The sequence below is a fragment of the Tenacibaculum sp. 1B UA genome (assembly GCF_033978845.1).
Taxonomy (GTDB): domain Bacteria; phylum Bacteroidota; class Bacteroidia; order Flavobacteriales; family Flavobacteriaceae; genus Polaribacter.
Genome location: NZ_JAKVUA010000021.1, coordinates 22,402 through 37,623, shown reverse-complemented (window position 1 = coordinate 37,623; position 15,222 = coordinate 22,402). Strand labels below are relative to the sequence as shown.

Annotated in this window: 11 protein-coding genes; 2 read left to right on the top strand and 9 right to left on the bottom strand. The window is 32.2% G+C overall.

The features are described 5' to 3' along the window. The first annotated feature begins 46 nt into the window (after positions 1-46). The gene (locus tag MK851_RS13740) at positions 47-1,870 is read left to right on the top strand and encodes a sodium:proton antiporter (protein WP_320244399.1); all 1,824 of its coding nucleotides are present in this window, start codon (positions 47-49) and stop codon (positions 1,868-1,870) included. On the opposite strand, the gene dnaX is transcribed toward MK851_RS13740, so the two are convergent. After that, positions 1,859-3,559: a DNA polymerase III subunit gamma/tau gene (dnaX, locus tag MK851_RS13735; protein ID WP_320244398.1), complete on the bottom strand. Its 1,701-nt coding sequence runs from the start codon at positions 3,557-3,559 to the stop codon at positions 1,859-1,861. The two genes, MK851_RS13740 and dnaX, sit on opposite strands and share 12 nt — an antisense overlap. 144 nt (positions 3,560-3,703) lie before the next feature. Here dnaX and msrA point away from each other — a divergent pair, with 144 nt between their 5' ends. Then, positions 3,704-4,360: a peptide-methionine (S)-S-oxide reductase MsrA gene (gene msrA / locus MK851_RS13730; protein ID WP_303511176.1), complete on the top strand. Its 657-nt coding sequence runs from the start codon at positions 3,704-3,706 to the stop codon at positions 4,358-4,360. 69 nt (positions 4,361-4,429) lie between these two features. Here the strand turns inward: msrA and MK851_RS13725 are convergent, their stop codons facing one another. From MK851_RS13725 to MK851_RS13690, 8 genes are all read right to left on the bottom strand, one after another. Then, entirely contained in the window at positions 4,430-6,715 is a 2,286-nt protein-coding gene (locus MK851_RS13725; RefSeq protein ID WP_320244397.1) for a TonB-dependent receptor, read from the bottom strand. A 51-nt stretch (positions 6,716-6,766) separates the two neighbouring features. Continuing rightward, positions 6,767-7,090, bottom strand: a complete 324-nt coding sequence (locus tag MK851_RS13720) for a hypothetical protein (RefSeq protein WP_320244396.1) — start codon at positions 7,088-7,090, stop codon at positions 6,767-6,769. A gap of 78 nt (positions 7,091-7,168) precedes the next feature. Continuing rightward, positions 7,169-7,948: a TerC family protein gene (locus MK851_RS13715; RefSeq protein WP_303511184.1), complete on the bottom strand. Its 780-nt coding sequence runs from the start codon at positions 7,946-7,948 to the stop codon at positions 7,169-7,171. Between the two features lie 3 nt (positions 7,949-7,951). Next, positions 7,952-8,368, bottom strand: coding sequence for a hypothetical protein (locus MK851_RS13710; protein ID WP_303511186.1), 417 nt, complete (start codon positions 8,366-8,368; stop codon positions 7,952-7,954). Next, the gene (gene purB, locus MK851_RS13705; protein ID WP_320244395.1) at positions 8,368-9,711 is read right to left on the bottom strand and encodes an adenylosuccinate lyase; all 1,344 of its coding nucleotides are present in this window, start codon (positions 9,709-9,711) and stop codon (positions 8,368-8,370) included. The genes MK851_RS13710 and purB overlap by 1 nt, the downstream gene beginning before the upstream one ends. 779 nt (positions 9,712-10,490) lie before the next feature. Beyond that, on the bottom strand, positions 10,491-12,893 hold the full coding sequence (locus tag MK851_RS13700) for a hypothetical protein (RefSeq protein WP_320244394.1): 2,403 nt from the start codon (positions 12,891-12,893) through the stop codon (positions 10,491-10,493). Between the two features lie 18 nt (positions 12,894-12,911). Further along, on the bottom strand, positions 12,912-14,339 hold the full coding sequence (locus MK851_RS13695) for a T9SS type A sorting domain-containing protein (protein WP_320244393.1): 1,428 nt from the start codon (positions 14,337-14,339) through the stop codon (positions 12,912-12,914). Positions 14,340-14,390: 51 nt separating this feature from the next. Next, a complete protein-coding gene (locus MK851_RS13690; RefSeq protein WP_303510218.1) occupies positions 14,391-14,543 on the bottom strand; it encodes a hypothetical protein in 153 nt (50 codons plus the stop codon). Between the last annotated feature and the right edge of the window lie 679 nt (positions 14,544-15,222).

The window sequence follows — 15,222 nt, the reverse complement described above, 5'->3', positions numbered from 1 at the left end:
ACGGTTTAATTAAAAGCTGTATTTTTAGTTTTTTTAAATATAAAATATGTTAGAACTAGCAGGGATAATTATACTTGGAATTTTAGCACAATGGGTAGCTTGGAGGTTTAAAATCCCAGCAATTTTACCTTTAATCTTAATAGGATTACTTGTAGGGCCTATTGCAGCAGAGTTTTTTAATGATGATGGAAGTAAATGGATAGAGCCTGTTTGGGATGGTGAAAAAGGATTATTCCCCGGCGACGGGCTATATTATTTTGTATCACTATCTATTAGTATTATTCTATTTGAAGGAGGATTAACCTTACGACGTGGTGAAATAAAAAACATTGGCCCTGTTATTACAAAATTAATAACCTTAGGATCGGCAATTACCTTTTTTGGAGGTGCTATAATCGCTCATTATGTGTTTGGTTTAAGCTGGGAGTTATCGTTTTTATTTTCAGGATTAATAATCGTTACAGGACCTACGGTAATAACACCAATTCTTAGAAATATACCGCTTAAAAAAGATGTTTCGGCAGTTTTAAAATGGGAAGGAATATTAATAGACCCCATTGGAGCTTTAGTAGCGGTACTTGTTTTTGAATTTATAAGTGTAGGAGGAGGTGCAGGTTTTACAGGAACCGCTTTGTTAGAATTCTTAAAAATAATCCTTTTCGGAACCACTTTCGGGTTCACTTTTGCCCATGCTTTAATATTTGTAATCAACAAAAAATGGGTGCCTCATTATTTACTAAACGTGGTTTCTTTATCTACTGTTTTATTAGTATTTGTTGAATCAGAGTTGTTTGCTCATGAATCAGGATTACTAGCCGTTGTGGTAATGGGAATGGTACTGGGTAATAGTAAACTAAAGAATTTAAAAGAGATTTTATACTTCAAAGAATCATTAAGTGTCTTATTAATTTCTATTCTATTTATTTTACTATCAGCAAATATTGACTATAAAGAATTAACATTATTATACGAGTGGAAAACACTGCTTTTATTTGCTTTAATAGTGTTTGTAATACGTCCGTTAGCAGTATTTTTAAGTACATCAAAATCAAACTTAAAAACAAATGAAAAACTGTTTATTAGTTGGGTAGGACCAAGAGGTATTGTTGCGGCAGGTATTGCTTCTTTATTTGGAAGTAAATTGTTAAAACAAGGAGTTGAAGGAGCTGAGTATATAACACCTTTGGTATTTATGATAGTGTTAGGAACTGTTTTGTTAAACGCTACTACAGCAAGATTATTTGCTAAATTAGTTGGCGTGTTTTTAAAGCGTTCAAATGCAATAATGATTGTTGGGGCTTCAGATCTAGCTAGAATGATTGCTAAATACTTAAAACAAAATCAAAGAAGAGTAGTATTAATTGATTCTAATATTGAAAATGTAGAAAAAGCAAAGGAAGAAGGGTTGGAGTCAATTGAAGTAAATATTTATGACGATCAACTTACAGATAATATTGAACTTAATGATGTAGGATATTTAATTGCAATGACAGGAAGTGATTCAATTAACAAATTTGTAATCTCGAATTTCTCATCAATTTTTGGAGAGCAAGGTGCTTATCGTTTAGCAACGTCACAAGAAGTTATTACAAAAGATTACGAAGATGAAGATCATTTATTTACGATAGAAGATGATTATATTAATTTAATGGAAGCTGTAAGAGAGTTTCCTGAAATTCACGAAACAGTAGTTAATTCTATTGATGATTATAAGAAGAAAATTGAAGAAATTAATAGAGATCAAAAATCGATTCCAATTTTTGTTAAGAGTCAGAAGAATGAAATTTTATTAATTTCAGAATTTGAGAAAAAAGTAAAAAAAATAGAAGATTGGAAGTTGATTTACGTGGGGAAGAATTTAAACATCTAACCCAAAAGTATTCTTTAGTTTCTCAATCAACGGATTTTTTTCTTTTAGTTTGTTGTACTTCTCTTGAGGAGTATAGGCAAACTTTTTTTCTACTGTTTCATTTACAATAACATTGATTTGAATACCGTAATTATTTAGTTTCTCACGTAAAAAACGTAATAACTTAGGTTTTCCTTTTTCAAGTTGAGATTTCATTAAATCGTTAGGTAATGAAAAAACAATGGTAAAATCCTCTTGTAGTTTAGGTTCATCTGAAGCTAAAATAGCGGCTATACTTCGCTCTCCAAAATTCTGAAGTTGAAAATAATATTTTTTCCAAGCATCCTTTAACTCATCTTGATTAAAAGGAGTTCTAGGGTGATTATCGTAGTTTTCCTCTACATCAACGTCGTTTTTTACTTCTTTCTTTTGCTGTAAACTCTTTAATGATAAAGCAGAGGTACGTCGTTTAATATTTTTTAAAACTGGTTTAGCAGGAGTTTCTTTTGCTGCTGAAGCTGTTACAGGTGTAGTTTCAACTTTTTTAGGGGTTTTTACAACAGCAGGTTTCACCTCAGTCTTTTTAACTGAAGGAGATAAAGCGGTAAAAAAAGTAGCAGGAATTATGTAGTTGCTAGATTTTTTTTTTGCTCCATCAAAAGTGATAGAGGCAATTTGCATTAAAGTAAGTTCTACCAATAACCGTTGGTTTTTACTTCCTCGATATTTCAAATCGCAATCGTTTGCTTTATCTATAGCAGGGAGCAAAAACTGCATACTAGCTTTAGAAGCTTGTTCTAAGTACTTCTTTTTTGTATTGTCTCCAACCTCAAGTAAAGCTATGGTAGCTTGGTCTTTTGCTACTAGCAAATCTCTAAAGTGAGAAGCCAAACCATTTATAAAATGATGTCCTTCAAACCCTTTTCCTAGCACCTCATTAAAAGCCATCAAAACTTCTGGAATTTTATTTCCAAGTAACAAGTCAGTAATGTTAAAATACACATCGTAGTCTAACACATTTAAGTTTTGAGTAACTGCTTCTCGTGTTAAGTTGCTTCCTGAGAAACTTACAACTCTATCAAAAATAGAAAGCGCATCACGCATAGCACCGTCAGCTTTTTGTGCAATTACATGCAAGGCATCATCTTCAGCAGTAATATTTTCTTTAGTACAAATGGTTTTTAAATACTCTTTAGCATCTAAAACACCAATACGTTTAAAGTCAAAAATTTGACAACGAGATAATATCGTAGGTATAATTTTATGCTTTTCTGTAGTTGCTAAGATAAAGATAGCATGTGCTGGCGGTTCTTCTAAGGTCTTTAAAAAGGCGTTAAAAGCAGCTTGTGAAAGCATGTGAACCTCATCAATAATATACACTTTGTATTTTCCTGTTTGAGGCGGAATACGAACTTGGTCAGTTAAATTACGAATATCATCAACAGAGTTGTTAGAGGCCGCATCTAATTCAAAAATATTGAAAGCAAAATCTTCATCATCAGTAGTTGCATCTTCTTGGTTAATACGTTTAGCCAAAATACGAGCACACGATGTTTTACCAACTCCACGAGGTCCTGTGAACAATAAAGCTTGTGCTAAATGGTTGTTTTGTATAGCATTTTCTAACGTATTGGTAATAGCTTGTTGCCCTACCACATCTTCAAAATTTTGAGGACGATATTTACGTGCCGATACTATAAAATGTTCCATTAAAATCTACTGTTTATGTAAACAAAAATAGAAAACACAGTGGCAACACGCAAACAAAATTCTTAAGGAAATATTAAAGTTGTAAACAATTGTAAAAATTATATTCTTTGTACGACCAACTAACATATAAACAAGACTAATTATATGAAGATATTTAAGGTAGTAACAGCAATTACAGCTGTTGTTTTAGCGGTAAGCTTATTAAGTTTCTCACAAAAAAAAGAAGAGAAGCAAAAAGAGGTATCAATACAAACATTCTCAGAAACCAAAGTAGCTTACTTTGCAAGTGGTTGTTTTTGGTGTGTTGAAGCTATTTTTGAAAGTGTAAATGGAGTAGAGGAAGCTGTATCAGGATATGCAGGAGGACACACTAAAAACCCAACGTATAAAACTATAGGAACTGGTAGAACAGGGCATGCAGAATCCGTAGCAGTATATTACAATCCGAAAAAAGTTAGTTTTCAAACATTAGTAACTGTGTTTTTTGGTTCACATGATCCAACCACCAAAAACGGACAACATCCTGATTATGGTTCACAATACCGATCAATAGCTTTTTATAAAACAAAAGAGGAAAAGCGGTTCATAGAAAATACGATTCAAAGATTGAATAAAGATGTGTATCAAGGGAAAATAGTTACGGAGGTTAAAAAGATGGAGAAGTTTTATCCTGCGGAAGAGTATCATCAAGACTATGAGCGTTTGCACCCAGAGAATCCGTATGTGCAAAAAGTTTCAATTCCTCGACTAAATCGGTTTAAACGCAAGTTTCCGGAATTGCTTAAAAAGGAAAAGCATTAAAAACTTTATTAAGTTAAAGTTTGTTTATATAAAAGCTCCCCAGCAACAGCGTTACTGGGGAGTTATTTTTTATAGAGTGAAGTTTATTCCTAAAACAATATTTCTACCAGGGTTAAAAATATTGTCAGGTTTTAATCTTGATAAGTGATTTATATATTTCTTATCTAAAAGGTTGTTAATTGCTAAAGATGTGGTAAAAGTATATTTACTAATAATAACATCTCCACCAATACCTAGATTAACCAAATTATAAGCAGGTGTTGCTGTTTCGAACTCACTAACATTATCTTGCTTAAAGAACGAGTGTAAGCTTACAGAAGCATAGCCATTAGGTAACCATTTTTCATTCGAAAATTCTGTTCTTAGTGTATTTTTTAAGGTGTTTGCAGGGATTAGTGGTAAATAGTTTCCGTTATCTTGTTTACCAATAACCGTTTCAAAACTACTTTCAAGGTGTAACCAATCTAAAGGGTGTGGGTGTAAGTGAAAACCAAATTCTCCACCGTATAATTTAGCATCTTCCTGTAAGTAAGTATAAACAGGAGCTTCATCTTCAATTTCACCAGTTGGTGATAAGTAAATATAATCGTTTAATTTATTGTAAAAACCATTAGCAAATAACTCAAAATGTTCAGAATTATAATCTAAAGAAAGGTCAAACTGTAAGTTTTTCTCATTAACTAGGTTGTTATTACCAACTTCAAAACGATTTGTACCGTGGTGTACTCCGTTAGAAGTTAACTCAGCAAGGTTAGGAGCCCTAAATCCGCTTGCAACATTTAAACGAGTTGTAACAGTATTAAAAAGTTTAGTTTTAGCACCAAAAGAAGCTGTAAAACTATTAAAAGACTTATCTATAGCTTCAAAAATATGTACTTCATCTTCATGTGCCACTTCGTGTCTTTCTGTAGTGATAGCTCTATTATCATAACGAATACCAGCTTGTAAAGAAGTATTGTCATTCAGTTCATAATTTGCTGTAGTAAATACACCAAAATCGTTTACAGTAGCGTTAGGAATTAATAGTTCTTCACCAAAGTTAGTATTGGTTTGGTGTAAACCTTGAGCACCTACTAAAACTTCAAATTTTCCAAATTTAGGAAGGTGGTATTTAGTGTTATAACTAAACGTTTTTAGTTTCATATCTAAAGCTGCTTCACCTTCTTCATGATGTTCATGTTCTTCTTCATGCTCATGATCTTCCTCACCTTCTTCGTGCTCCTCTTCATGTTCATGATGTTCTTCAAACTCTTTACGGTTATTAATGGTATACCCTAAATCGATATCTAGTTTTGAGTTTTTAAAGAAAATATGATTGTGCAAACTTATAATATGATTGTCAATATCTTGATAAGGAGTTTCGAAATGTGTTTCTTTTGTTTGCTCTCCAATTCCTTCAGTTAATCCTAGTTTAGAATTGTTGAAGTTATAACGTAACTCAGAAGAAAAGTTTTTCTCATGAAAGCCTACACCTAGTTTTAAATCTTTTTCCTTAAAACGTGTATTAGTTACTCTATAGTCAGGTGTTTTGTAATCTGCATGCTGTGCGTACGTTCCTCTAGCTAAGAATTGCCAGTTTTTTAAAGAAGATGTTAGGCCAACCGAAGTATTAGTACCTAAAGTATTACTAAAGTAACGCTGATTCAAATTAAGTTTAGTAGTATTTTCAGGGGCAAATTTTTCTGGTTGAATATATAAAACACCACCTAAAGCATCAGAACCGTATAAAAGAGAAGCAGGACCTTTAATAACTTCTACACCAGCAACACCAGCATCGTTAATACCCAAACCGTGTTCTCCACCAAATTGTTGGTTTTCTAGTCGGATACCTTGTGTGTATACTAAAACTCTGTTTCCGCTTAAACCTCTAATAACAGGTTTACCGATAGACGTTCCTGTAGAAACCTGAGAAACTCCTGCAATGTTTGTAATTCCTTCAGCTAATGTTGTAGCTCCTGTTTTTTGAAGGGCTCTAGCCGAAAGACGCTCAACTTTCATTACATTTTCTGATTGTAATTTATTGAAAGGAGTGGAGATAATTACTTCATCAATTTTAAAAATAGATTCTTCTAAGTGAAGGTCAAAAGAGATGTTTTCATTATTAAAATTAAATTCTTTTGAAACAGTTTTAAAACCTAAGAATGTAAAGTTAAAGGTAATTTTTCCGTTAGGAATGTTTTGTATGCTGTAGGTACCATTTTCGTTGGTTACAGTTCCTTTATGTAATTGTTCAGAGTATATTTCTACTCCTAAAAGTGGTTGGTTATCAGTGTCTGTAATTTTCCCTGATAAGTTGTTTTGTGCATATATAGCAGATACTCCTATGAATAATAGGAAGTTTATTAATTTCTTCATTAAAATGAATTTTACTGTTAACGATGTGTTTTGTTAGTTTTTATAACAATATTATGATACAGTAAAATATGGGGGTGCTCTAGAAGATCTTTTATCAGCATATATAAAAGAGATTAACTGAGGTTGCGTCTCGTAATCTAATTTGTAAAAGTGTTGTGGTACAACTGAAAAGTTCTCAGCTGTTTGATACGTAAATGTGTTTAAATGATAATGAGCTAAAGAACAATCAAGTTCTTGCGCATGGAAGTGATGCTCACTAGTAGATGTACAAACAGTATGCTCATGATTTTCAAATAAGTGTATCGTTAAAACTACAGTTGGTAATAGTAGAATTAATATACTTAGTAAAGCAATATGTTTTTTTAGTTGAATCACAAGGAGCAAAAGTATAAAAAATAAAACCTAATAGAAATTAACTATTAGGTTTTATTTTTTTATAGTCTTAATATTTTCTTAATGCTTTTTTGAATTTCCTCGCATTTTCATATTTAGCATTTCTACTACTAAAGAAAAAGTAATAGCAAAATATAAATAGGCTTTAGGAATACTACCTATTTCTTCTCCAAAAAGAGTAGCATGCGATAAATGTGCCCCTTCTGCAATAAGCATGAATCCAATTAAGATTAAGAAAGACAATCCTAACATTTGAATGGTTGGGTGCTTGCTTACAAATTTTCCTACTGGATTTGCAAATAACATCATAATAACCATAGATAATACAACAGAAGTAATCATAATAACCATAGCACCTTCAATACCATTAGTCATTCCTACAGCTGTTAAAATAGAGTCAAAAGAGAAAACAATGTTAATTAACGTAATTTGTATAACAGCTTGCGTTAATGTGTATCCTTTTTTAGGCTTACCATCATTTTCATCTTCAGCATAGCCTTCAACTTTATGGTGAATTTCTTTAGTACTTTTATATAGAAGGAATATTCCACCGGCAAATAAAATTAATGCCTGCCCAGTAACTCCAGCTTTGAACCAAGATAAATCGATGTTAAAAAAAGGAGAGTTCATAGCAATAAGCAAAGAAATACCAAATAGCAGCAAAATACGAAGTACCATGGCTAAGAACAGCCCAATATTCGTTGCTTTTTTTTGTTGATTTTCAGGTAGCTTATTTGCAGCTATTGAGATAAAAATAATGTTATCAATACCTAATATAATTTCTAAAAAAGTTAAGGTTACTAAAGCACCCCACGTATCAGGTTGTAAGAAAATATCCATAGTTTATTGTACTTTATATACAGTTCCTTTTTGTTTAAAGTTAGAATAGCCAATTTTTGCGGTAAAACTATAAGAGCTATCAGTAACTTTAGTTATTTGAACAAATATTGGATCTTTATCTAAATCAGTTTTCGGATTTTTCATTCGCAGAGTATATGCGAAATTATTTTTCCATTTGATGTAGAGTGTATCTATATGCTTTATTTCTTTTTCAGTAACTAAGCTGTCAGTAGAAATACTTACTTTTTTAGTATACTCTTCTATTTGTAAGCTATCTTTTCTTACAATAGTTGTTTTTCCGTAGTTATCACCAGCAGGAATTTCAAATGTTCCGTGAACAAAACGTGTAGGATCTCCTTTTTTTTCTGGAGTACATGAAATAGCTAAAAATAAAACTAAAAAAATACCTAAATATCTCATTATATACCTGTGTAATTAGATGGTGTAATTTGTTTTAATTCATTTTTAATCGCATCAGAAACCTCTAAAGTATCAATAAAATTAGCGATAGAATCTTTGTTGATTTTTTCGTTAGTACGTGTTAATCCTTTTAAAGCTTCGTATGGATTAGGATAGGCTTCACGACGTAAAATAGTTTGAATAGCCTCAGCAACTACCGCCCAGTTATTTTCTAAATCTTCAGCAAATTTAGCTTCGTTTAATAATAACTTGTTCAATCCTTTTAACGTAGAAGCAAAACCAATTAAGGTATGTCCGAAAGGCACTCCAACGTTACGTAATACTGTACTGTCAGTTAAATCACGTTGTAATCTTGAAACTGGTAACTTAGCAGATAAATGCTCAAAAATAGCATTGGCAATACCTAAGTTTCCTTCAGAGTTTTCAAAATCAATAGGATTTACTTTATGTGGCATTGCAGATGAACCTACTTCTCCTTTTTTAATTTTTTGTTTAAAGTAGTCGTTAGAAACATACGTCCAAACATCACGATCTAAATCAATTAAAATCGTATTTACACGTTTTAATCCGTCGTATAAAGCCGCCATGTGATCGTAGTGCTCAATCTGCGTAGTAGGGAAGGAGTGGTGTAAACCTAAAACTCCCTCTACGAAATGAGTTCCGAAGTTTTTCCAGTCGATATCTGGATATGCAACTTTGTGTGCATTATAATTACCTGTAGCTCCACCAAACTTCGCGGCGTGTGGTGTATGTTGTATGTGAATAACCTGATTGTTAATACGCTCTACAAATACAAAAAACTCTTTTCCTAAACGAGTAGGAGAGGCTGGTTGCCCGTGAGTTCTTGCTAACATTGGTACGTTTTCCCATTCTTCAGATAAGTCTGCTAATTTGCAAACTAGGGTATCTAAAGTTGGATAGTATACTTCATCCATTGCATCTTTAATAGATAATGGAATAGCAGTATTGTTAATATCTTGAGACGTTAATCCGAAGTGGATAAATTCTTTATATTTCTGTAAGCTTAAAGCGTCAAACTTTTCTTTAATAAAGTACTCAACAGCTTTTACATCGTGATTGGTAACGCTTTCAATTTCTTTGATTTTTAGCGCATCTTCAGCAGAAAAATCTTCATAGATCTTACGTAAATCAGCGTATAAATCTTTGTTGAAATCGGCTAACTGAGGTAATGGAATTTCACATAAAGCAATGAAATATTCAATTTCTACTTTTACACGATATTTTATTAAAGCTTCTTCTGAAAAATAGTTCGCTAAGCTTGCTACTTTGTTACGGTATCTACCATCAATAGGAGAGATGGCGTTTAATTCTGTTAAGTTCATGTTTTGTTGTTGTGTTGAAAGGCACAAAAATAGAAAATACTTCCCTTTTTTTAGAGATAAACTACAGGAATTTTAGTACTAAATAAAAGCAATCTTATTTAGACACAAAGAAGTATACAAGGTTTTTGTTTGTGATAACCGAACTCAAAATCTTTTTTAGAAAAACATTGCCGTTTTCTTATTTGAAAACGGCAATGTTGAAGATGTATATATTATGTGTTATTATAGGTTCTTTAAACGAAAAAATATTTCTTTTTGATAAATTATTAGTTGAATTCCTAATGCCATGACTATTTGCCAAATTGTGTAATGACCTAATTTTAGATCCTTTAAAAGTATTATAATTTTTGAATCAGGTAAATGAAAAAATAATGTAGATACAAATACTAATACTATAACTACGCCTAAAATTATATTTCTTGTCATTATTGATTTTTTGGGATAATTGAAAATATGACTATAAGAGAAAAACACCAATAATGGGGCTATTACAAAAGCAGATATTTCAATTGAAATAAAACTTGACAAATCCTCACCAAAAAGAGGTTTTAATATTGTACTTAGTAGAGGAAAACTAATATAAGCCAAGAAAAAACAGATAAATGAAATAATTATAGTAAAAAACAAACCTAAGTATGCGTTGAACTTATAATTTTTCCAATTAATCAACCCAAGAACCAAACCAAAAGATATTGGATAGTATTCTATAGAAATTTGAGTCGTAACTATTATTAAAGTACATATAATAGATGGTAATATTATTTTAAGAAAAATCATTTTTATTTACAATTAATTTGATTAATAGTTTCATTACTTTCTAATAACTCTTTTAATTTTGTTTTATCAAAACGAATTGCTGTTTTTGGCACTACGGTTGCAACACCTCCGTTTGCATTTACCCATGTTTTAATTTGCTCTTGTAAATTAGACCATGTTGCTTCACCAATATTATAATACGTGTTTTCGGAACATTCCGAATTATCTTCACTGAATCTAATAATTCCCGAAACCCTAGCAACATCAACCGCTCTTGCATAAAGCTCTAAATTCCCTTTTTGATTAGTTAAATAACCCCACTGTCGATTTCCAGAAAATGGCTGAGTTCCTGAAAAGGGGGTTTGTATTGTAGAACCAATCCAATATTGAGATGTATAAGCAGAAATCATAATAGCTCCATCATCAGAAATTGCATCTCCAAACGGAATGTCAGAACTCGCATCAATTCCAATAATCGCTGTTAATGGATTAGCAGAATTCCAAATTGTAGCATCTGTTGAACCATAAGGAACGAATTTCCAACTTACATTTGCTTTGTCATCAGAATCAAAAGGTATATCACAACTAAACTGAAAATCTTTTTTACTTCCTGAAGCCCAACTCGTAAAATTTCTTTTATATGCTTGAAAAACTTCAGCATTTGTATCTGGTTTTCCGTCAACATTAAAATCAGGGTTCTTAGTTATTTCCACACCATAATAATCTACATTCGCAACCGCTGCATTACCTGCATTAAGGGGTTGGTCATTATATCCACCTCCTAAATTATTTAGTCTTTCCTTACAAGTTCTTGGTAGTGTATGATTATATAATTGTTGATAATTTTCTATAGCCAAGCCATTTTCTTGAATACAATCTTGCAATAATACAAAAGGGTTATTTTCAAAAAGATCTAACAATTCTTCATATCTATTAAATTTCGCATTTGGTATACCTTCTATTATGTTTAAATAATCTGTGATAATACTTTTTGTATTATCTTCAATCTTATCATTTACTTTACTACTATCAACAAAACTAATAATTTTATCGGTTTCTGCTCTATTTTCGTATAACCAATCTTTTTGACTTTTATTGGTAATACCTAATTCACGAATAAGCCCACCTACTACAGCACCGTTTTTTAACTCAGTTCTAATATCCCATTGGGCTAGTTGTTGGTGATGGTCTGGTGGAAAGCTTAACTCTCCTGGTATTGGAGGAGGCATGTTTGCATCTTTTACTTTAGCTTCACTTATCTCTTTTACAAATTCATCCCCTTTACTTGGATGGTCGTTTAACCATTGTAATTGGTCTTTATCTGTTATTTTGAGTAATGACACTAAGTAATCTATTGTTGATGTAGCATTCATAGTAGTGCTACTAATAAGCCTGCTAAGTTCTTTCCTTTTTAACTGTTGATGTTTATTTTTTGCTGCTTTAGTAGAAAAAGGATTACCCTTATAATCCCTTTTCCATATTATTTTCCAATAATTAGGGTGGAACAATGACATTTCACTCTCTTTATTCGCATTGATGTAGTTTTCTACATAGGTTGCAGTCACAGTATTGGCTTTATCCAAATACTTATTAAAAAGTTTAATTTCTCTTTCACTCCAAGGAATTGGCGCAGGTCTGTTGATAATCGACTCATAATGAATTGTAAACTGCATAAAGTCTAACTTATCCCAAGTACCTAAATTTCCATAGTAGTTATTCTTTGTTTTTAAAACCTTATTATTAAAAGGAAGCCCTAGTATTTTCATGATATGACGACCTTCAAACTCTTTCCATGTATTGTCTACAAATTGATTTAAGAGATTATTATATGCCGAGGTTACAGCGGCGGTGCTTTTTAAATCTTTTAAAGGAGTACCGTTTACTTCAAAATCAGGATATAGTGGTCTGTTGGTGTTACCTGCCTTAATTTCTGCTTCTCTTATTTTTAACGCTTTTAAGCCTTTAATGTGTACCTTTTTTTTAAGGGCTCTTCTAATTCGGTCTGAGTTTTTAGTACTTACAATTGGGTCAACATTAATCGTCATGTTTTTTGATTCAAAGTCTATAAAAGCGTAGTCTTTGGCTTCATTAAAAGATGAAAATTGTTTGTGGTACTTGTTTTCTAAAAAATTTTCTATAACTACTTTTTGTCGCTCATACCATTCTCTTGCTTTTTTCTTTGCGGCTCTCCTAATATAGGTCTCATTCAATACAGCAGCATCAAAAGAGTTACTCCAATTAAAGTTTAAATCAGGTACTTCACAACCACTACATCTTCCAGCTAAAACGGGTTGTAAATCGCTAAAAGTTCCATCTGAGTTCATTAAAAACTCATCATTATTTACTGTTGGTAAAGTCTGTGCCTGTAAACTAATACTAAATACTACAGTAAGTAGTAGTAAAAATTGTGTATATATTCTTTTCATTTGTGTGTTTTCTAGCAATTATTTTTTGATGATAATTCTTGTTTTTCTTTCTTGTCCTACTAGTATTGTTACTACATACATCCCTTTAGGTAAATCCGTTCCCTCCACATAATATTGGTAGCTACCTGTTTCCTGACTAGCCAAAGGTTTTATTACTTTTTCTCGTAATCCATTCATATTGGTAATGGTAACCTTTGTATTTGCAGGTTGTTCTAATGAATAGGATACGATTACATCTTTTTCAAAAGGATTTGGGTATAGCTTTATAAAACTATCTTCTTGCTTTGAAAGTGCTGCTAAAGCTTCTTCTGAAAGCTCTTCTTCTGAGTTTTCTAATTTCTTTTTCTTTTTTAAGACAAAACGAATAGGGACTCCTGATTCTTTCCAAGCACTCACATAAGTATCTAAGTTTCCTGTTAAGTAGGTTTCTGAATTAAATTGTTTGATAGAAACATCAGAAGAAAGTAATTGATGTTTTAAAACAGAAGGAATGTTTTTACTAAATGAACTATGTGGTAACTCAACAGTATAATCATTAAAATAAAGAGTGTTATCTAGTTTAGTAAAGTCTACATTTTGTTTTTTATCAGCAATAGTAGTAGTGATGTGTAGTACATTACTCTCTGTGTCATGCTTCGCTGTAATTTTAAAAGGTATTTTGTTTTCTATATGAGTTGCTGACCAATCAAAAAACAATAAATCGCCTTCCCACACTCCGTTAAGTTGCTGTTTGGTAACTTCTGCTGATGTAGCTGTCTCTTCTTCACCTATAACTTGCTTAATTTCTTCTATATTTGTTACTTCTGAGTTTTTAGATACTTCACTTATGTTCGCTTCTTTTACTGTATCGAAGTTGGTTTTTAATAACTCATTTGCTTTTGCCACATTTTTCTCTACTCCATAACCGTGGTAGTAACAAACTCCTAACCAATATTTCGCCATTGGGTAATCGCTCTTTTCAAACCAACTAACCGCTTTGGTATAGTCTTGCTGTATGTTTCCAAAACCTTTTAAATACAAGTAACCTAATAAATAAGCAGCTTTGGTATTCCCTAGTTCAAATCCTTTTTCAAACCATTTTCTTGCTTTGTTATAGTTAAGTTTACACCCTTTACCATACTTATACAATATTCCTAAATCGGTAGCTGCAATAGCATTGTCTTGTTTTGCAGCAGCTTTAATTAGTTTAATAGCTTTTGTGTAACTTTCTTCTGTGGCTTCCTCTAGCAAGATACGACCCATCATTAGCTGTGCTACGGGATTTTCAGTTTCTACACAAGGAGTTAGGTATTCAATAGCTTTTTGTTTGTCTTTTGTAAAGAGTTCTTTTCCTTCCAAATGGTAATAAGCTCTGTTAATGTTGAAATCGCAATCAACTTCTTTTTCTTGTGCATTGAGTGTCGATGTACACAGAGCAATCAATGCAATAATTCTAGTAATTTTCATTTTTATATAGTAATATTTAAGTTAAAATTCTTCTCATACCCAAAGGGATGATTAAGATTTTGTGTGTATAGGTGTGTAATTATGAAGCGTTGGAAATAAGTTACATAGCTTTTTTATGTAATCTTCATTTTTTTGTTTTTGTGCTTGTCCATAAATAGATGCAAAGCAAAGAACAACTAATAAATAGTTGAGTTTTGTTTTCATATTTGTTTAATTTTTGGGTTACAATTTTTTAAAAGGGAACAATTTTTTTTCTAATAAAACAAGTAGGTAATAATTTACCCTACCCAAAAAATAAAATAGTATTAGAAACTTAGTTAAGATGTACTTAATAAAAACAAGTTGACACACTTTATTGAATAGTCTCTAACGAAACCATCAACGAGCTTCGCTGGTTTTTCCTCAATGCAACGAAACGGTCAGCGAGCTTCGCTGGTCTTTCCTCAACACAACGAAACCATCAGCGAGCTTCGCTGGCCTTTCCTCAACACAACGAAACCATCAGCGAGCTTCGCTGGTCTTTCCTCAACACAACGAAACCGTCAGCGAGTTTCGCTGAGCTTTCCTCAACGCAACGAAACCATCAGCGAATTTCGCTGGTCTTTCCTCAACGCAACGGAACCATCAGCGAGTTTCGCTGGTCTTTCCTCAAGGCAACGAAACCGTCAGCGAGTTTCGCTGAGCTTTCCTCAACACAACGGAACCATCAGCGAGCTTCGTTGAGCTTTCCTCAACGCAACGAAACCGTCAGCGAGTTTCGCTGAGCTTTCTTCACAGATATATAAATACAATAAGGTGTGTAGAGAATTTTATGAATGAATTGTAGTTAAGGGTAAAAAAGTGGTTTACTGTATGATATGAACTATAAAAGTAATTTGAAAAA